Source organism: Mycobacterium farcinogenes (assembly GCF_019739075.1).
Lineage (GTDB): Bacteria > Actinomycetota > Actinomycetes > Mycobacteriales > Mycobacteriaceae > Mycobacterium > Mycobacterium senegalense.
The window spans coordinates 2,955,366-2,974,916 of record NZ_CP081673.1; the positions used below are offsets into that span (position 1 = coordinate 2,955,366).

Genomic DNA, 19,551 nt, shown 5'->3' on the forward strand with positions numbered 1-19,551 from the left:
CAGTCGGAAGGTAATCATGTCCTCACCAATCTCTCCCTGGATGAATGCCGAATTACTCGAGCTTCGTGACCTCGCTGCGAAGTTCTTCTCGGCCGAATTGGCGCCGCATGCCAATCGCTTTGCAGACCAGCACCACGTCGACCGAGAACTGTGGAACCGAGCAGGCGAGCTGGGCCTGCTCTGCATGTCTATACCTGAGGAATACGGCGGAGGCGGTGGCACTTTCGCGCACGAAGCGGTCGTGCTTGAAGAGCAGGCCCGCATCGGTGACAGCTCATGGGGCGCGGGACTGCACAGCGGAATCGTCGCCCACTACATCCTGCAGTACGCGACTGAAGAGCTGCGCGCGCAGTGGCTTCCCAAGATGGCATCCGGTGAAATGATCGGGGCGATCGCCATGACAGAACCGGGGACCGGGTCCGATCTCCAGAGCGTCAAGACAAAGGCCCTCCTTGACGGTGACGAGTACGTGATCACCGGCTCCAAGACTTTCATCACCAACGGCCAACAGGCCGACCTCATCATCGTTGTTGCCAAGACAGATCCGAGCCAGGGCGCTGCGGGCATCTCTTTGATCGCTGTCGAGGCTGACCGGGTGGGATTCCGGCGCGGCAAGGTTCTCGACAAAATCGGCCAGCGCGGCCAGGACACCTCCGAGTTGTTCTTCGATGAAGTGAGAGTTCCGCGCTCGCATCTACTGGGCCAGTCTGAGGGACAGGGCTTCATTCAGCTGATGACGCAGCTGCCACAAGAGCGACTCATCGTCGCGGTGGGGGCTGTCGCAGCGATGGAACTTGCCCTGGAGCAGACGCTCAAGTATACGCGTGAGCGGGAGGCATTTGGTCGGCCTGTCTTTGGCTTTCAGAACACCAAGTTCACGCTGGCTGAAGCCGCGACAGAAACGCGCATCGCACGAGTGTTCCTCGACTACTGCATCGACCTGCACCTTGCGGGTCAACTCGACGTGCAGACCGTCGCCATGGCGAAGTGGTGGACCACTGAGCGAGCGATGAAGGTACTCGATGACTGTATGCAGCTTCACGGCGGATATGGCTACATGACCGAGTACCCCATCTCGAGATTGTGGGTGGATCAGCGCGTGCAAAAAATCTATGCCGGCACGAACGAGGTGATGAAGGAAATCATCTCGCGTTCCCTATGACGCAGATGAGTTGCCGCCTGCACGTTAGTCACCTGGAGGAGGATTGATGGCATCGATGGTGGTGCCGTATCGCCACGACATGGGCGGCCACTGCGGATCGGGGGCTCTTCGGGATTTGACCGAATGGGCCGGGATCCGTTGGAGTGATGACACCCCGGACGAAGGCATCGTGTTTGCTCTCGGCGGGGCCCTCGACTTCTCGTATGTTCGCTCGGCCCACCTACGTCCACCGATCTACCTCGTTGGACGCAGCGCGGACCTCGAAGACGAATACTTGACCCGGTTGGGCGCGCGCTTCGAGTGTCGTTCGACAGACGACCCCGATCTCGGGTGGAAATGGGTGACCGAACATATCGATGCCGGTACGCCGGTCATGGTGTGGACTGACATCGCCGAATTACCCTATCTGAGAACGCGTCTGAGTATGAGCCGACACGATGTCGTGATCGTAGGGTACGACGACGACGAGGAACTCGCCTTCGTGGTCGATAACGATCGCGATACACCTCAAGCCGTGCCTTACGAGAATCTACGGAAGGCGCGGGCATCGACGGGATTTCCCGTCCCCACGCGGCACACCACCTACGTAGTCGAGTGGCCCGGCGCCGCACCAGATCTCGGCAATGCTGCCCGGTCGGCCTTCCGTAGGTCCGCGGACGCGATGCAGGGTTCGTTTGTGAGCGCGCCGATCACCGAGGACTCCGATTGTGAAATTCAGGTGCGTGGGCTACCAGGGGTATCGACCTTTGTGGAAGATCTTAAGCGGTGGCCGAAGATCTTTGACGACGACACCCTCGACGGAGCCTTGTTTGCGCTGAGCGCCTTCATCGAAAAGGCTGGAACCGGAGGCGGTCTGTTCCGAGATCTGCAAGCACGTGGATGTCGACGCGTCGCTGAAGAGTTGAGTTTCGAACCTGCGTTTAAAGCAGCGGAGGCTGCAAAGACCGCATCTGAGTTGTGGACCGCGGTTGCGCACGCCGCTTATGACCGCGGTGCAGATCCGCACCGAAGAGCGAGCGGCGCCGCGTCCGTGGCTGCGCAATTGCCGACAGCCGAACGTCGACTCGCGGAGGCGCTGAGGGAGGCAGGAGATCTACTCCTATGAGTCCTGATTGCCTGTGGAGGAAATCAACCTGGGTGCGACCCAACGGATTTCTTTGTGAGTGCTTGGATTGCGTCATAAGAAGGGAGAATCACGATGGCTGTCTTCGCTGATGCGGAAGAGGTTTACCGCTACCTCGCCGGCATCTTTCGACGAGGTTTGGAGAACGAAGACCTTGCGAACAGACTTGCCGGGTCCGGGGTGGTGTTACGGATCCACTACACCGATCCGGATGCGGTAGTAACCGTGGATATGCCGGAGAAGGTCGTAGAGACCGGCGCGGACAGTGGCGTTACACCGAATGTCGAATTGTTCATGTCCGCGGATACCGGCAACAGGTTCTGGTTGGGGAAGGTGAACTTGACCATGGCGATGGCCAAAGGAACTGTACGAGCGAAAGGTCCTGTCACCAAACTGATCAAGCTCATACCGCAGGCAAAGAACCTCTTTCCGGAGTACCGGGCAATCCTTGAGGCCGACAAGCGTCACGACCTGCTCAATGTGTGATGTCGGTGCGGTACCGCGCCCGGGCCCGGGTGAGCGGCCGGCGCGGGCCTCTGGGCGATGTGCCCGGAGATCATCCAGGACAGTTCGCGCGACCACCGTGCGCGGTCGGGATAACTACTCGAGAAGCGTAATTCGATAGAAGGGACTTCAACATGAAGACACGTGCCGCTGTTTTGTGGGGCTTGGAGCAGAAGTGGGAGGTCGAAGAAGTCGAGTTGGATCCGCCAGGTCCCGGGGAGGTCCTCGTGCGGCTGACGGCCACCGGCTTGTGCCATTCCGACGAACATCTGGTGACCGGCGACCTCCCGATCCCATTGCCGGTAGTAGGGGGCCATGAGGGTGCCGGCACAGTCGTGGAGTGCGGCGAAGGGGTTGAGGAACTGTCCGACGGTGATTCTGTCATCTTGACCTTCCTTCCCTCGTGTGGGCGCTGCTCGTACTGCGCGCGCGGCATGGGCAATCTCTGTGAGTTGGGAGCGGCGCTCATGATGGGACCGCAGATCGACGGCACCTATCGCTTTCACGCACGAGGCGAGGACGTCGGGCAGATGTGTTTGCTCGGGACGTTTTCCGAGTACACAGTGGTGCCGCAGGCATCCGTGGTCAAGATTGACGGCGGAATCCCCCTGGATCGGGCAGCCTTGATCGGTTGCGGCGTCACGACCGGTTACGGATCTGCGGTGCGGACTGGGGAGGTGCGCGCCGGGGACACCGTCGTGGTAGTGGGAACAGGCGGGATCGGAATGAATGCGATTCAGGGCGCGCGAATCGCGGGAGCGCTAGCGATTGTGGCGGTCGATCCGGTGAAGTTCAAGCGAGAGCAAGCGAGCGGGTTCGGTGCGACGCACACCGCGGCCTCGATGGATGAAGCTTGGTCGCTGGTCAGCGATATGACGCGGGGCAAGCTGGCTGATGTCTGCATCCTCACCACCGATGTGGCTGAGGCCTCCTACACCGCGGAAGCGCTGGCCTTGGTCGGAAAGCGCGGACGCGTCGTGGTCACGGCCATCGGGCACCCCGACGACTCATCGATCTCAGGATCACTGCTTGAAATGACGCTTTACGAGAAGCAGATTCGTGGCGCTTTGTATGGCTCATCCAATGCGCCACACGATATTCCGCGACTGGTCGAGCTGTACTCCGCGGGGCTGTTGAAGCTCGACGAGTTGGTCACCCGCGAATACTCCCTCGACCAAATCAATGAGGGCTACCAGGATATGCGTTCAGGAAAAAATATCCGAGGGCTGGTCCGGTTCTGAAGAGCATCATGCCCACTGCTGTCTTCATGTCCTTGCGTTGCTGCAGATCATGCGGCCGGGCCGCTTGGGTGGTTGGCGTCGGGCCCTTCTTTCCCGTCGTGAGGACGGCAAGCATCAGACCCCTCATCGATCATCTATCACATTCTCTGGGAGGCTGAGATGACGGACGCTGGCACGACCACGGCAAGCAGGGATGGGGCTGCTCGTTTCGCTATCGCCCCGGAGGTGTGGACCACGCCGGAGCGACGAGCGCTGAGCCAAATGGCGCGGTCTTTCGTCGAACGTGAAATCGCGCCGAAGCTAGCGGAATGGGAGCACGTGGGTGAGATTCCGCGCGACCTGCATCTCAATGCTGCCGAGGTGGGGCTTCTCGGAATCGGGTTCCCGGAAGAAGTCGGCGGCAGCGGCGGCAATGCGATTGACTCTGCACTGGTCACTGAGGCCATCCTGGCCGCAGGCGGGTCCACTGGCGTCTGCGCCGCCTTGTTCACCCATGGCATTGCCCTTCCCCACATTGCCGCCAATGGCTCCGACGCCCTGATTCAACGATATGTCCGTCCTACGCTCGCAGGAAAGATGATCGGCTCGCTGGGCGTTACCGAGCCTGGGGCAGGCTCAGATGTCGCGAATTTGCGCACACGCGCGGTGCGCGAAGGGGACACCTACGTGGTCAACGGAGCAAAGACGTTCATCACCAGCGGAGTTCGAGCGGACTTCGTTACTACGGCGGTACGCACCGGCGGACCGGGTTACGGTGGAGTTTCATTGCTTGTGATCGACAAGAATTCGCCTGGATTCGAAGTGTCCCGCCGGTTAGACAAGATGGGGTGGCGATGTAGCGACACCGCCGAGTTGTCTTTCGTCGACGTTCGCGTACCGGCTGACAACCTGGTGGGGGCAGAGAACAGTGGGTTTTTGCAGATCATGCAGCAATTTCAGGCTGAACGGCTCGGCATCGCCGTCCAGGCGTACGCGACGGCGGGTCGGGCTCTCGACCTTGCCAAGAGTTGGGCGCGGGAACGTGAAACGTTCGGTAGACCCTTGACGGGGCGCCAGATCATTCGCCATAAGCTTGCGGAGATGGCTCGACAGGTCGACGTGGCGTGCACCTACACCCGTGCGGTCATGCAGAGGTGGCTAGCGGGGGAGGATGTCGTTGCCGAGGTGTCGATGGCCAAGAACACCGCTGTGTATGCGTGCGACTACGTGGTCAATGAGGCGGTTCAGATCTTCGGTGGGATGGGCTACATGCGTGAGTCTGAGATCGAGAGACACTATCGAGATTGCCGAATTCTCGGAATAGGCGGCGGCACCAACGAAATCATGAACGAGGTCATCGCCAAACGTATCGGACTCTAGCTACTTGATTGAATCGCCCTGACTTTCCCGGAGGCTCGGGTTATTGGATTCCGGCCAGGGGTTGGTCGGTCCCATGTGCATCGTAGAACGCGGCTTCGAACTCGGTGGGTGGGATGTCATTAAGGTAGCTGTGTAAGCGGCTGGTGTTGTGCCAGTACACCCAGCTCAGGGTCGCGAGTTCGACGTCCTCGACGGTCTTCCACGGCCTGGTGCGGACTGGCCCGTAGATCAGCTCCGCCTTGTAGTAGCCGTTCACCGTCTCCAGGGCATTATCGTAGCTGTCTCCGATCGTGCCGATCGAGGGGACCGCTCCGATCTCGGCGAGCCGTTCGCCATAGCGGATAGAGGTGAATTGCGATCCGGCATCGGAGTGACATGTCAAGCCCGGCAACGTGTTTCCGCGTCACCAACGAGCCATCTCCAACGCATCCAGCACCATGGTGGTACGCATGTGCGACGCTACCCGCCAGCCCACGATCATCGGGTCTGCTGCACCAATAGGTGACATCTGAGTTGGCTTGCCCAAAGCGGGCGGGCTGGAAGGATGTCAGTGTGCCTAGGCCCTACCCCCGTGAATTTCGCGACGACGTCGTCCGCGTTGCCCGTAACCCGACGACGGGGTGACGATCGAGCAGATCGCCACCGATTTCGGCGTGCACCCGATGACGTTGACCAAGTGGATGCGCCAAGCCGACGTCGACGAGGGCGCCAAGCCGGGTAAGAGCACCAATGACTCCGCTGATCTGCGCGAGCTACGACGCCGAAATCGGTTGTTGGAACAAGAGAATGAAGTCTTACGGCGGGCAGCGGCGTACTTGTCGCAGGCCAATCTGCCGGGAAAAGGGTCTACCCGCTCGTAAGTGAGCTCGCCGCCGACGGGATTCCCGTCGCGGTGACGCGCCGGGTACTCAAGCTCGCCCGCCAGCCCTACTACCGCTGGCGGGCAAATCCCATCACCGATGCCGAACTCGTCGAGGCATACCGCGCCAACGCCCTGTTCGACGCGCACGGCGAGGACCCCGAGTTCGGCTACCGCTACCTCGTCGAGGAGGCCCGTGAGGCCGGCGAGCCGATGGCCGAGCGCACCGCCTGGCGCATCTGCTCACAGCAGCAGTTGTGGAGCGTGTTCGGCAAGAAGCGCGACAAGAACGGCAAACCAGGACCGCCGGTGCACGACGATCTGGTCCAGCGCGACTTCACCGCTGAAACGCCAAACATGTTGTGGCTCAGCGACATAACTGAGCATTACACCGGCGAGGGCAAGCTCTACCTCTGCGCGATCAAGGATGCATTCTCCAACCGCATCGTGGGTTATTCGATCGACTCCCGAATGAAGTCACGCCTGGCGACCGCCGCGCTGCGCAACGCGGTCGGCCGCCGTGGGGTGGTCGCCGGCTGCGTGGTTCACACGGACAGAGGGTCGCAGTTTCGAAGTCGAAAGTTCGTCCAGGCCCTGCACCATCACGGCATGGTCGGCCCAATGGGACGTGTCGGCGCGGCCGGCGACAACGCGGCGATGGAGAGCTTCTTCAGCCTGCTGCAGAAGAACGTCCTCGACCGCCGCCGCTGGGCCACCCGAGAGGAGCTGCGGATCGCCATCGTCACTTGGATCGAACGCACCTACCACCGACGTCGCCGCCAAGGCGCCCTCGGCCGGTTGACCCCCGTCGAATACGAAGCCATCATGACCACGACGGCCAGTCAGGCCGCGTGACCGAAATTGTCACCTGATCGTGCAGCAGACCCACTTCCTGATAGAGCTTGGCACAGGCCTCTTTGGTAGGTGCACCGTCCTCGCGTGAGTCAGATGCATCGGGGTCGGGAGGCATATTAGACACGGCACGACCTTAGGACGGCGGTCTCACATGTCACGCCGACGCGCCGTTTGCTGTGGTGGGTCTGCTCCCGCAGCGCGGGGACAATATGGAGACCTTTCGGTCACATCGGTCACATCTGTCACAGGCAGCAAACACTCCGAAACGACAACAACCCTGCCTGAGCAGTGCGTTTGCATGGTGCGCCGTCAGGGTTTCGAACCCCAGACCCGCTGATTAAGAGTCAGCGGCTGTCAGCGATGCCTGGGCTACCGGCGTCGCCGCGAAAACGTCAGAGTAGCCCTATCTGCTCAGGTTCCTCGACGCTAGACCCGTTAAACTCCACCAGCGTATGACGGATCAATGGACGGTTTTTACGCCACTGGTTGGTCGAAGTCAAACAACCAGAACGCTATTTATCGACAATAGGTTGTTTGACAAGTAGTCACTGAGTAGAGTAGTAGACGTGCTCTCTGCTTCGATTCCTGCCCGCTTGGTCGACGCAGGCGTGCGGATGGTGACTGGTGATGCACACAGCATCACATACCGAATCGATGGCCGCGCCGTAGTAGCGGACCTGGTTCTGGCAGAACGTGTGCCATCTCCGGCCGCAGTCCTTAGTCGTGTGCGCCGCCATCCAGGCCGCCGCGTATTCGTGGTGTGCGAGACCATCTCAGATGAGGCACGTTCAGCGCTCCTGGCTCAGGCTGACGTGGATCTCAGCGTCGGCAGCACCGGCGAACTGGTGCTCTCCGGGCGAACCTACCGAACGCCAACACCAGGACGGCCGCCCCGCGCCGCCAGCGAGCGCAGCTGGCGGCGGCGGGCGGCTGAACGGGTCTGTGTGCTTACGCGCGGTCACCTCCGCCAACGCGACATTGCCGCGGCCATCGGAGTTAGCCAGCAGGCGGTGTCCAAAATGACCGAGAAGGATCCGCTGCCGGACACGCCGATGACCGAGGCTGCGCGCCGGGAGCTCCTGGTGAAACTGGCATTGGTACCTGCGGACAGCGGACTTGTCGAAACGTACTGGTATGGAATGGATCCGGTAGTGGAGCAGGTGCGCAGTGCGACCCGACTCGGCGCCGAGCTCACCGTGCCGATCCTTGCTGGCGGCGAGGTCGCCGCCGACGTCCTGCGACCGTGGCGGGTACCAACCAGAGGTCTGGTCTATGCCAAAGAACTGGTCGACCTCTCCGAGTTCGGTTTGGTGGAGGCCACCGCCGAGGAAGCGACCTTGACTGTGCGGGTTCCCGCCGACCCGACCGTCTGGACGACCGCGGCCTGGTGGCGGCGGATTCGTGATACGCAGCGTTCCGACATCATCACTGTGGATCCAGTGATTGCGCTTCAGGACCTCAGCGGCGGTGCCGATCTTGGCGACGGTGCACCGCAGCATCTCAGCGACTGGATCGTGCACCGGTGACCGGAACAGCATCGGTGCAAATCGCCTGCACTGCGGTGGCCGACGACAACGGAATGCGTGCACTGCGCGACGTGGCCGCAGTCACTGCCGACATCGAGTACCGCGTCATCGGCGGTCACATGGTGCGACTGCTGCGGCACGTCTACAACGTGTCGGGCATACCGCGACTGACCTCCGACGCAGACACCGGGATCGACGTCAACGTGGCGTCCACCGGGAACCTCCACGATCGACTCACCGCACTGGGGTACACCGCTGAGTGCGGCAACCGCTACGAGCGGGGTGAGCAAGCGGTCGACCTCTTAGTTCCCACCGCAGCCAAACCAGGCAAGCGGATCATCGGCGAACGAGCCTTCGACGGAGCGCCAGGGCTGCGGTTGGCGCTCGCCCTACCGCCGATCGAAGTCGCCGTCACAGCCCGACTCACCGACGGCGACACGGTTGAGTTCGAAGTTCCGGTTCCCGACGTCGAGGCAGCATTCGTGTTGAAGATGCTGGCACGTACCGTTCGCGACTCCGAACGTGACCTCCAGGATATCGAGACACTACTGGAGATCGTCGCGTCACAACCCGATTACCACGCTTCGCCGTGGCGCCTGGGCGACCCCAAGATCACAAAGGCCGGCGAGCGCGGCGACGCTGCGCGTGTGGCAGCGCAGATGATCTCCAGTCCGCCGACGAGGGTGCCGGCCAGAGTGCGGGCGCTGCTCCGGCGCCATGTCGCCATCGTGTCGCGATGACGCACCAGCAGACAGTCGTTCGTTTCCGTGCGGCTACGCCGAGCGAAACGGTTTCGGTCTCGACGGAGCCGGCAAATGCTGAGCCGGAGCATTGACATGGCTGCTGGCTGCGCGGGTCCCCACGCCGGTGGCAATAACGGCTAGGTCGTTGTCGGCGGAGCGGCGTAGTCTAGTTACATGGATGTAGTTCCCGCGACGCCTGCCAACCTTGGTAATGGTACGTCCTCGCCGGGACCTGGCGAATTCGCCGCGCAGGTCTATCCAGCAGCCGAGCGCGAGGCGGCTGGCCCGCGCCCCGAGCGCTTCCAGGTCCTCGCTCTCGATGGAGGGCGCCAAGGCGTTGTTCACTGCGCATGTGCTTGCACGTCTGGAGCAGGATCTGGGCGTTAGGATCACCGATTCCTTCGACCTCATTGCTGGCACGTCGGCGGGCGGCATCGTCGCACTGGGTCTCGGTGCGGGCCTCACGCCGAAGGAGATTGTCTCCCACTACGAAGAACTGGTCGAGAAAGTCTTTCCGGCGTCGAGGCGGCGAGGATGGCGCCGACCACGGCAGCTGAGATCGCCCATCTATGACGCAGAGGCGCTGCGGCAAGCGTTGACCGGCGTCCTCGGAGCCCGACTCCTTGGCGACAGCACGAAGCGACTCGTCATTCCCGCGTGGGATGTACAACGCGGGGCCGTGCACATCTTCAAGACTCCGCACCACACACGGCTGACCCGCGACTGGCGCATACCGATGGTGGACGTTGCACTGGCGACCTCGGCGGCGCCGCTGTACTTCCCCGCGGCGTACGTCGACGGACACAGGCTCATTGACGGCGGAGTATGGGCCAACAACCCGGCTGTCGTCGCGATCGCCGAGGCCGTCAGCATGCTCGGTGTTCCTCTCGACGCGATTACCGTCCTCAACGTCGGCACCATTGATCAGCTGACCGATCACCCCAAGCGCTTGGACCGCGGCGGACTCTTACACTGGGCAAGACCGATTGCCCCGCTGATCCTTAACGCCAGCAGCCGTGGCGGACAGGGCCTCGCCGAACACTTGATCGGCAAATCCAACTACACGCGCTTCGACGCTCTAGTGCCCGGCGGCCTCTACGCACTGGACTCGGCGGACCCAAAGGACGTGGCCGGCCTCGCTGCCTCAGTCAGCCGAGAACTCAGCCCTAGCTACACCGCGAAATTCGCTGACCACCAGGCGCCCGCATACACACCGGTGAACGGACGCCGACACCGCGACGATCCGGGCAGCATTTCACACACGGAGGCCCCCAATGCAACTCGCTGACCACTTCAACGTCTTGCTGAAAGACACGGTCAATCTCAGCCAGTTCAAACTGGACCTACTCAACCAGCGCGTCGAAGCCATCTATAAGGCACTCAAAGCCGACGTCGAAATCGGTGCGCTGATCACCGGCAAGACGCCGCAAGGCTCCTGGGCACACCGCACGATCATCAACCCCGTCGGTGACAACGAGTTCGACGCCGACTTCATGCTCGACATGAGCCAGAACCCGGACTGGGCCGACAACCCCAAGACCTACATCGATGAGGTCTACGCAGCCCTGCATCGGCACAGCACCTACGGCACCATGCCGCACTCACGTAAGTGCCGCTGCGCGCGGCTCGTCTACGCCAACTCCATGCACGTCGACATCGTCCCTCACCTCAACCTGGCCGACGGTCGAGAGGTCATCGTCAACCGCGACGACAACGAGTGGGAGCTGACCAACCCGCAGGGTTTCACCGATTGGATGAAGAAACAGGACTCTATCGCCAGCGGGAACTTACGCAAAGTGATCAGACTCATGAAATACCTTCGTGATCACAAGAATTCGTTCACCGGCACACGTTCAGTCCTGCTGACCACCATGCTGGGGGAGCAGGTAACAGACTTGCGCAAGCTCCTGGACCCGAGTTACTACAGCAACGTCCCCACAACTCTTCTTCATGTCGTGCAAGACCTCGACACCTGGTTGCAAGCGAACCCGATCAAGCCCTCCATCGCCGACCCGTCCGGTTCCGGCGTGACGTTCGACCACCGGTGGGGACCAGACCCCGAGAGCGCTCAGGCGACCTACAGCTACTTCCGTGACCGAATCCACGTGCATGCCGCCGACATCGAAGCGGCCTACGAGGAGAAAGACAAAGACCGCAGTGTCCAGCTGTGGCAGAACATCTTCGGCGACGGATTCAAGGCGCCGGCCACAACAACCGCTAGCGCGAAGTTTCCAGCAGCCACCTCTGCCGCGGACTCAACAGTGGGGCGCTCTGGTCGGGCAGGGTGACCAGACGCCACCAGCCCACGCTGACGGGCTGGCAGAAGCATCTCCTCGCCGAACTCAAAGCGCTAGCGCAACAACGTCCCAACGAAATCCAGGTCCGAGGAAGACCCACGCTCGACGCTAGCGGCGAGGCGTCGCTCCGCATCTCGCTACGCACGGCCGCCATCCCGCATCATCCGGGTGGCCTGCAACTTCAAGAGACCGAGGAGTTCATCCTTCAGCTTCGCCCCTCTTCGTACTCGCTACCGGCTATCGACGTTGATCACACTCGGTTTCTCGGCTACCCCCATGTGCTCGCGGGTCAACGACTATGCATCTATTTGGATCCTTCACGGGAATGGCAGCCGACGCTTGGTGTGGCCGGCCTACTCACCCGCCTTTGGGACTGGCTCGTCGACGCGGCCGCCGGAAACTTCCACGCCGCCACCGCCATGTACCACGCTGTTGGCGGAGTGCCGCATCAGGCACATGACACACCGACGATCGTTACCCGAGAACCCGGACCGGCGAAGCGCCACCAAACGGCTCACCTGATCGCCCGGTCAACGCACCGATACGACCTGACGTACTCGCCTGGAGCTGCCGGGCATCGCGTACCGGTAATTACCCTGGCCACCGCGCTGCCGTTCGGTGCCGCATCCACATTCGCGCTACTGCTTGCTCTCCTGGACGACCCCTACCTTGACCGCCTCGAAGGACGGGCTCCCCGGATCGCACCGCAATCGCCGGCGTTCCTCACCGCCCTCCTGGCGAGTGCGTTACGAAATCACCACGACGCCGAGCAATACTTCGTCCTCGCCGTGCCGCACCCCGCTGGAGGCCCACCCCACCTCTTGGGCGGACGGCTCCCCACCCCAACGGCGAATGCGCTCCGCGAGGTCGCGCAGCAACGGGGTGTGGGGATTGTTCTCGACCCCGCGAAGATCAACACTGAAATCCCGATTGAGTGGTGCAGGATGTCCGACGAACGACCCGAAGTGACAACCCGTCGCGACGACGGCCGCCCCGTGAACGGATTTCAAGGAAAGACTGTCCACATCTGGGGCTGCGGCGGGCTCGGATCATGGATCGCCGAATTCATCGCTCGCGCAGGAGCATCGGAGATCACCGTGTGCGACCCTGGCATCGTCACCGGCGGCTTGCTCGTCCGACAAAACTACGTCGAAGACGACATTGGCCGTTCCAAAGCCGAGGCACTCGCTGGACGGCTCCGCGCGATCCGTGATGACCTGACGGTCACCGTCGCAGAAGGGCACCTCCCAGAAGACCACACGTCGTGCCTGGCAGCGGATCTCATCATCGACGCCACAGTGAACAACGGCATCACGAGCTGTCTCGATGCGTTGGCAACTGCGCCGACGCGAAAGGCATTGATCGCTCAGGTCGCCACAGACGCTCGCTCTGGCACGCTCGGCCTAGCCGTGCTGTGCGCCGCAAGCGCAACAGCGACAGTTTCCAGCATCGATCAAGACGCTGGCCGAACAATCCAGGGCGACAGCGGACTTGAGCTCTACCACACGCTGTGGCAAGAACCCAGCGATGACGAACTTATACCAACCAGGGGCTGCTCGGTCCCCACATTCCACGGCTCGGCAGCCGACCTCGTAGCGGTCGCAGCCACACTCGTCAACCTGATCGGAAGCCACCTCCAACAACCGGACTCCGCGGTTTCGGGCACACACCTCATCGCTCTGCCGCACGCGGCCAGCGGCCCCCGACACCACTTCCTCCCCGGTGTAACGCACCCCATGGATCACACAGCAGGGACAGAATGAGGGCAACGGAACGTCAACGCAATGCCCCATCAGAGGGCGTCATTGTCGAGCGTCTTCGCACCGAGGCAACCAACTGGATCAACGCCGTGGCGCTCCAATCAGGACGCATCGACCGACGCTTCAACAAGCGGCACGCCGACCACGTGGAACTCCAAACTCTTGAACGTGACCTGCACTTCTTCCTGTTAGCGGCGGTACGCCTTCGCCGCTGTATCGAGCAGGTGTCTCGATACCAGTAAAGAAAGTTCTCACATCGCAGGTCAGCGACGGTCAGGCTATTGGTCCGGCCTGCCGCTCGCGGCGTCTCGATGCGGCGAGCAGCGAGGGCAGCTGCGCCTCGTCGTGATGCCAGCCCTGTGGCCTGCGACTTAGTTCCGGCGCCGGTCGTGGGTGCATGTATGCGTGGCGGCGGACGGAGGGCGGAGCGCAGGGAGCGGCGCGGACGGGAGCGCCAGCGGACGGGAGCAGAGCGAGCGTAGCGAAGCCTGCTGGTGGCCGCCGGTTCCTGCGGGTCGCGGGTGTCCAGGATCTGCGCCATCAGCCGCGACGGGGCTGCGGCATGGTGCTGGGGCTCGTAGGCTGGCGGTTGTGAGCGTAGTTTTGGCGCAGCGTGCACGGCGCGAGGCCGAGGCGCGGCTGGCTGAGCAGCCGCGGCGGTTGGCGCATGTCCGGGGGGTCGCGACGACTGCCGAGCGGTTGAGCCGGCGTTTCGATGCTCAAACGGCGGACTGTCTGGTCGCGGCGGGGTGGTTGCACGATATCGGTTACGCACCGTCGGTGCGCCGGACCGGTTTTCATCCCCTTGATGGAGCGGAGTTCGTGCGATCGGCGGGTTTCGGGGAGCTGGTCGCTTCCTTGGTGGCCTTTCATACCGGAGCGCACGCGGAGGCTGCCGAGCGGGGCTTGTCGGGTTTGTCCGCGTTCAGCGATCCGCCCAGCAATGTCCTTGATGCGTTGACTTTTTGCGATCTGACGACTGGACCTGACGGGGCGCCGATATCACCGCGAGATCGACTACGCGACGTGTTGGCGCGTTATGGATCCGAGGACCCGGTGCACCGGGCGGTCGACGCGGGCCGCGACGAATTGTTGGCGGCGGTCCGGCGAGTACGCGACTGGCTGTAGCCCAGCGGTCAGCCGAGGTAGGGGCTGTCGCGGCGTTGCAGGTAGTGCTCGACGCGCAGTCGCATCGACGGATGCATATCCAGGCCAGCGATGTCGTCGGGGGCAGTCCAGGCGATGTCGGTGCTTTCGTGGTCGATGGCGAGGGTCCCGCCGAGCACCGTGGTGGCGAACAGTAGCGAGAATTGTTGGCGCACTTCGCCATCGGTGAACGCGACCACGTGGTGGGGGTTGGTGTAGACACCGACCAGACCCGTGACTTCGACGTCGAGCCCGGTTTCTTCTTTGACTTCCCGCACGGCGGTGTCGGCGATGGTTTCGCCGATGTCGTGTCCGCCGCCGGGTAACGCCCACAGGGTGTTGTCGCGGCGTTTGATCAGCAGAATACGACCTTGTTCGTCGGTGACGATGGCCGAGGCGGACGGAACGACACTGTTGGGCGCCGGGGCGTTGGGGTCATTGTAGTAGTCGGTGCGCATCGGGGGTCAGCCTTTCGCGGTCAGCGGTCTGGCGCGGTTCCAGACCTGGGTGAAAGCGTCTTCGAGGGTGGTCCAGAGCCTTGGCTCATGGTGACGTGACAGAACCAGCACAGGGTTGTTGCGCCCGGGTGAGCCGTAGATGTGGAAGTTGACAATCATGGCGTCATCGACCCGAAAGATCGACGTGTAGAGCGCGGTGTCGTGGGTGCGAATGTCCAGCCCCGGGGTACAGGCGTGAGGGGCGAGCAACTCCACCGACGTGCGGCAGCGGGCGATGACAGCCTCGCCGATCCCTTCCTCCTCACCGCGCAAGATCGTGGTCGCAGTGTCGGGATCCCCGACGAGAAACCGCACCGACACACCGCGGGCGGCGGCGGCGAGCAGGGTGTCGAGGAATCCGTCGAGGGTGTCGAACAGGAACGTGGCCGCGAGCACGAGGATGTCGATGCCGGTGGTGGCGTCGGCGAAATGCTGCTGCCACGTCGTGATCGGCAGCTGAGTACGGCTGGCATACAGGGTCGCGGTGAATGGCCCACCCGCAGACGCTGTTGTCACTGCACGGGCGGTAGCGGCCGGGTACTGCTTGGGCCACAGGTCATGCGGAGTGCAGTCGAGCACCTCGCTGGCGCTGCGGGCGTTGTGTTCGCGAATTCTGTAGTCGCTATCGGCCAGCCAGCGTCGCACCGACTTGATATCGACACCCACCGCGGTGGCGAACCGCTGCGAGGACAGACCTTTGGCCTGTAGCCGCTGCGCGAGGCGATCGTTGGGAGTGATGGCGGCCTCGGTGCCGTCCTGCTCGTCCATCGTGTCAGCGCACATCTTCCCGTGTCGTCCGTATCCATCCTTCAGCGCGTGGTGTCTAGTTTGCCATGCGATTGCCGCCACCCTGCGGCGATAGTGTCGGTGTGATGTCCGTGGGTATGTCCGGCCGTGTCCGAAATGCCCGTGGATGTGTCGGAAATGTCGGCACATGTCTCTCGCAACGTCCGTGATGTCCACGTGAACTGAATCCAGCGCCGGACCGGCGTCAACATCTCACGAAAGGACTAGTAGGACAATGCGTTTGAGAATCGATACGTCTGGAACTCGTTTTATCGTCACCCGCGCTCCGGAGCCACGGCTGAACTTCGAAACCGGCGCCCCGAAAGTCGACACCGCCACCGGGATGCCGATGTACGCCACCCAGGTCCTCGCGCTGGATGACTCCGGCGGCGAAGTACTCAATGTCACCGTGGCAGGAGACCCCAAAGTTACAGTCACGCAGTCTGTTTCGGTGGTTGGTCTGGTGGCCATCCCGTGGGCCCAAGGTGATCGCAGCGGGGTGGCGTTCCGCGCTGATGCCCTCACCCCCGCCACCGCCAGTGGTGCTGCGCCGAGTGAGCAGACACGCCCGCAGAAGTAACCCCAAGCGGGTGTGGGGTGCGGTGAACCGATCACCGCACCCCGCCACCCCGGGCATTGCTGTTGACCACACGCTCACGGAGGGCATCTCTCATGACATCGAACAATAAGAACACCACCAACAGTGGATCAGGCGATGACGACTGGTTCGGAGAACTGGTCATGTCGCTGTTCACCGCAGCCGGGTATGTGCTCTGGTGGGCGGTGCTGTTCCCGGCGATCAGCGTGCCCATCATCGCCAGCCTCGTGCTTGCCATCAGCCACGGCCCACGCGTGGGCCTGATCTGCGCGATCGTGTGCAGTGCCGGGTATGCGGGCTGGGCCTGGCTCCAACCGGGGTCATTTCGCGCCTGGGTGACCGAACCGGTACGGCGGCGCTGGCTCACGTGGTCGCGCTACACCCGCACCTGGGAATCGACCTGCACCTTGCACGGCCTGACGGCCACACTCGGCGGACGCACCCTCACTCCCACCCTGCGCACGGTGACAATCGGTAAAACCACCGATGTGCTGGCGGTGCGCATCGTCACCGGCCAGTCCGTGGCAGATTGGCATAAACAGTCCGACGCGCTGGCCGCCGCGTGGCGCGCCGACCGCATCAGCATCACCGCCACCTCGCCTGGCGAACTGCGCATCACTTTAATGCGGGCAGACGTGCTCGCTGAACCGATCGTCCTGCCCATGCCCGCCCCGGCAACCCCGGTGGACCTGGCGCTGGTGCGGGTCGGGATCACCGAAACGCGGCATTGGTGGCAAGTGCCGCTGCTCGGTCACCATGTGCTGATCGCCGGGGCAACCGGCGCAGGCAAAGGCTCAGTGCTGTGGTCGTTGATCGCCGGCATCGCCCCCGCGGTGAAGACCGGACTGGTGCGGTTATGTGTCATCGACCCCAAAGGTGGCATGGAACTCGGTGCCGGAGCACCCCTGTTCACCGTGTTCACCCACGACGCCACCGACACCACCCTGGAGCTGCTACGCCAGCTCGTCACGGTGATGCACGCCCGGGCGAATCGTCTGCGCGGCCACACCCGACTACACACTCCCACGACGTCGGAGCCGTTGTTCGTGGTAGTGATCGATGAAATCGCAGCACTGAGTGCGTATGTGACCGACCGCAAGGTCCGCACCGAAATCGAACAACTCCTGGGCCTCCTGCTCTCGCAAGGCCGCGCAGTCGGCATCAGCGTCGTCGCCGCGGTGCAAGACCCCGCCAAAGACACCCTGCCGTTAAGGCAGCTGTTCACGGTGCGGATCGGGTTGCGCCTGACTGAAGCCACCCAAACCACTATGGTCCTGGGACAGGGAGCACGCGATGCCGGCGCCGAATGTGACCGCATCCCCGACGCGACACCGGGTGTTGGCTACATGATGGTTGACGGCACCGCCTACGCCCAGCGGGTGCGGGCCTTCCACGTCACCGACCACGACATCACCGCGCTGGCCACTCGCTTCCGCCGACCCCCGAGCCGACCGAACAAGACCCACCAGCCACACAACACCGATACCGGGCACACCGTGAGTGAGGGCAGCGGTGAATAGCTCCATGACATCGGCGCAGCTTGCCCTGCCGGGTGTTCCGGATACAGTTGATACCACCCGAGTGGTCGAGCAGATGGTGCGCCGGGCCGCGTCGATGGGATACCAATCCTGGTGGCGACGAGCAGAATCCGTCGGATTCTGCGCTCACCCCATCCAGCTGATCGGTACCGATGAGTACGGGCGTCAGCGGGTGGTGTGGACGCGGTGCAACAACCGTCGCGCCCACATTTGCCCGTCGTGTTCAGATCTCTACGCCCGCGACACCTGGCAACTCGTGCACGCCGGCGCTGCGGGAGGCCACCACGGCATGCCCACCGCGGTGGGCGATCATCCGCAAGTTTTCCTCACCCTGACTGCCCCCAGCTTCGGGGCCGTCCACACCGCCACGACGTCGGGGGACAAGAAAGCGCAGGTATGCCGAGACCAGCACCGGATCGGCGGCTACCGCCGCTGCCCGCATGGAAAACAATTGTGGTGCAGCATGTCCCATGATCATGGCGACGAGCGGGTCGGTCAGCCGCTCTGTCCGGAGTGCTACGACTATGCCGGGCATGTCCTGTTCGCCTGGCATCTTCCCGAACTGTGGCGACGCTTCACCATCACCATGCGGCGCACCCTCCGCAAAGAACTGAAAGCCACCGGTGTGGATCCGGATGCGGTGCGGGTGAGCTTCATCAAAATCGTCGAACTGCAAGCCCGCGCCATCCCACACATCCACGCCCTGATCCGCCTGGACCCCCAAGACGACCCCGATCAGACCGATTGGGAATCACCCATCGGTGCAGTCGAACTCGCCACCATCATCCAACACGCCGCCCGCACCGTCACGCTCACCATCGACGATCCGACCGCTGATACCGATGCGCGGACGATACGTTTCGGCACACAGATCGACACCCAACCCCTCGCCGCATCCGCAAAACCAGTGAAAAGTGCTCCACCAGAACCAGAACCAGAACCAGAACCAGAACCAGGGTCAGGCTCAGGACGGTCCATGTCTGGCCGGCTGGTGGCACGCTATCTCGCCAAGTATGTCACCAAATCCTTGGTAGACCTCGGAATCAGCGCGCGCCGCCTATCTACGGAAGCCATACCCGACCTGGACGTGTCAGAGCATGTGCGGACCATCCTGACCACCATCAGCGATCTCGCGGACAAAGGACTGTCCGGCATCGGGCGGTGGTTGCACACCCTCGGATTCCGCGGCCACATCACCAGCAAATCCCGCCGTTATTCCACTACCATGACCGTGCTGCGCGAACAGCGCGCCATTTGGACGCGTGAAGAACGCTTGAAAAGCACTGCATACCAATACGATCCCAACTGTGACTTCGCCGGTCGCGATGATCTGGTGGCGTGGGAGTTCGAACGTGCCGGCCTCGGCAGCCTCGGCGATCGCAGTCTCGTCTATTCCGCGGCCCTCCAACGCATCCACTCCCGCCTCATCGGACTGGTAGAAGCACGTCGCCAAGCCCACAACGAACAATGGGATCCGCTAGGGGCAAGCGATGGCTGAAAGATGCCCGACTACGACACATGCTCGCTCCGAGTGTGACGTTCGAGTCGATGCTCCGA

The 19,551-nt window shown here is 62.7% G+C and carries 17 protein-coding genes and 2 pseudogenes; 16 read left to right on the forward strand and 3 right to left on the reverse strand.

Annotated features, from left to right (window positions below; all coding sequences use genetic code 11):
* The first annotated feature begins 16 nt into the window (after nucleotides 1-16).
* The 5 genes from K6L26_RS13955 (at nucleotide 17) to K6L26_RS13975 (ending at nucleotide 5,389) form a co-directional block, all read left to right on the forward strand.
* Entirely contained in the window at nucleotides 17-1,162 is a 1,146-nt protein-coding gene (locus tag K6L26_RS13955) for an acyl-CoA dehydrogenase family protein (protein WP_064897371.1), read from the forward strand.
* A gap of 46 nt (nucleotides 1,163-1,208) precedes the next feature.
* On the forward strand, nucleotides 1,209-2,267 hold the full coding sequence (locus K6L26_RS13960; RefSeq protein ID WP_064897369.1) for a BtrH N-terminal domain-containing protein: 1,059 nt from the start codon (nucleotides 1,209-1,211) through the stop codon (nucleotides 2,265-2,267).
* A 93-nt stretch (nucleotides 2,268-2,360) separates the two neighbouring features.
* Complete coding sequence (locus tag K6L26_RS13965; protein WP_005110592.1) at nucleotides 2,361-2,771, forward strand: SCP2 sterol-binding domain-containing protein; 411 nt, start codon at nucleotides 2,361-2,363, stop codon at nucleotides 2,769-2,771.
* Nucleotides 2,772-2,923: 152 nt separating this feature from the next.
* A complete protein-coding gene (locus tag K6L26_RS13970) occupies nucleotides 2,924-4,030 on the forward strand; it encodes an NDMA-dependent alcohol dehydrogenase (protein WP_064897367.1) in 1,107 nt (368 codons plus the stop codon).
* 159 nt (nucleotides 4,031-4,189) lie between these two features.
* The gene (locus K6L26_RS13975) at nucleotides 4,190-5,389 is read left to right on the forward strand and encodes an acyl-CoA dehydrogenase family protein (RefSeq protein WP_064897365.1); all 1,200 of its coding nucleotides are present in this window, start codon (nucleotides 4,190-4,192) and stop codon (nucleotides 5,387-5,389) included.
* Nucleotides 5,390-5,429: 40 nt separating this feature from the next.
* Here the strand turns inward: K6L26_RS13975 and K6L26_RS13980 are convergent.
* Nucleotides 5,430-5,872, reverse strand: a pseudogene (locus tag K6L26_RS13980) (DDE-type integrase/transposase/recombinase); the annotation flags it as partial.
* A 69-nt stretch (nucleotides 5,873-5,941) separates the two neighbouring features.
* Between K6L26_RS13980 and K6L26_RS13985 the strand changes: the two are divergent.
* The 8 genes and pseudogenes from K6L26_RS13985 to K6L26_RS14020 all read left to right on the forward strand — a co-directional run bounded on the left by K6L26_RS13985 (nucleotide 5,942) and on the right by K6L26_RS14020 (nucleotide 14,557).
* Nucleotides 5,942-7,103, forward strand: a pseudogene (locus tag K6L26_RS13985) (IS3 family transposase).
* 614 nt (nucleotides 7,104-7,717) lie between these two features.
* A complete protein-coding gene (locus K6L26_RS13990; RefSeq protein ID WP_174551595.1) occupies nucleotides 7,718-8,629 on the forward strand; it encodes a hypothetical protein in 912 nt (303 codons plus the stop codon).
* Complete coding sequence (locus K6L26_RS13995) at nucleotides 8,626-9,369, forward strand: nucleotidyl transferase AbiEii/AbiGii toxin family protein (RefSeq protein ID WP_005110607.1); 744 nt, start codon at nucleotides 8,626-8,628, stop codon at nucleotides 9,367-9,369. The genes K6L26_RS13990 and K6L26_RS13995 overlap by 4 nt, the downstream gene beginning before the upstream one ends.
* 322 nt (nucleotides 9,370-9,691) lie before the next feature.
* Complete coding sequence (locus K6L26_RS14000; RefSeq protein WP_234788552.1) at nucleotides 9,692-10,660, forward strand: CBASS cGAMP-activated phospholipase; 969 nt, start codon at nucleotides 9,692-9,694, stop codon at nucleotides 10,658-10,660.
* A complete protein-coding gene (locus K6L26_RS14005; RefSeq protein ID WP_005110610.1) occupies nucleotides 10,647-11,660 on the forward strand; it encodes an SMODS domain-containing nucleotidyltransferase in 1,014 nt (337 codons plus the stop codon). The genes K6L26_RS14000 and K6L26_RS14005 overlap by 14 nt, the downstream gene beginning before the upstream one ends.
* A complete protein-coding gene (locus tag K6L26_RS14010) occupies nucleotides 11,657-13,432 on the forward strand; it encodes a ThiF family adenylyltransferase (RefSeq protein WP_005110612.1) in 1,776 nt (591 codons plus the stop codon). Before K6L26_RS14005 ends, K6L26_RS14010 begins: the two co-directional genes overlap by 4 nt.
* Complete coding sequence (locus tag K6L26_RS14015) at nucleotides 13,429-13,671, forward strand: hypothetical protein (protein ID WP_005110614.1); 243 nt, start codon at nucleotides 13,429-13,431, stop codon at nucleotides 13,669-13,671. Before K6L26_RS14010 ends, K6L26_RS14015 begins: the two co-directional genes overlap by 4 nt.
* A gap of 349 nt (nucleotides 13,672-14,020) precedes the next feature.
* On the forward strand, nucleotides 14,021-14,557 hold the full coding sequence (locus K6L26_RS14020; RefSeq protein WP_005110615.1) for an HD domain-containing protein: 537 nt from the start codon (nucleotides 14,021-14,023) through the stop codon (nucleotides 14,555-14,557).
* Between the two features lie 8 nt (nucleotides 14,558-14,565).
* On the opposite strand, the gene K6L26_RS14025 is transcribed toward K6L26_RS14020, so the two are convergent.
* Entirely contained in the window at nucleotides 14,566-15,033 is a 468-nt protein-coding gene (locus tag K6L26_RS14025) for an NUDIX hydrolase (protein WP_005110618.1), read from the reverse strand.
* Nucleotides 15,034-15,039: 6 nt separating this feature from the next.
* Entirely contained in the window at nucleotides 15,040-15,840 is an 801-nt protein-coding gene (locus tag K6L26_RS14030) for a hypothetical protein (RefSeq protein ID WP_005110620.1), read from the reverse strand.
* Between the two features lie 253 nt (nucleotides 15,841-16,093).
* On the opposite strand from K6L26_RS14030, the gene K6L26_RS14035 reads away from it, so the two are divergent.
* The 3 genes from K6L26_RS14035 (at nucleotide 16,094) to K6L26_RS14045 (ending at nucleotide 19,492) form a co-directional block, all read left to right on the forward strand.
* A complete protein-coding gene (locus K6L26_RS14035; RefSeq protein WP_005114273.1) occupies nucleotides 16,094-16,438 on the forward strand; it encodes an SCO3933 family regulatory protein in 345 nt (114 codons plus the stop codon).
* Nucleotides 16,439-16,530: 92 nt separating this feature from the next.
* Nucleotides 16,531-17,976 carry an FtsK/SpoIIIE domain-containing protein gene (locus tag K6L26_RS14040; protein WP_064897361.1) on the forward strand — a complete coding sequence of 482 codons (1,446 nt, stop codon included), beginning with the start codon at nucleotides 16,531-16,533 and terminating at the stop codon, nucleotides 17,974-17,976.
* A 4-nt stretch (nucleotides 17,977-17,980) separates the two neighbouring features.
* Complete coding sequence (locus K6L26_RS14045) at nucleotides 17,981-19,492, forward strand: replication initiator (protein ID WP_079634025.1); 1,512 nt, start codon at nucleotides 17,981-17,983, stop codon at nucleotides 19,490-19,492.
* Nucleotides 19,493-19,551 lie beyond the last annotated feature (59 nt).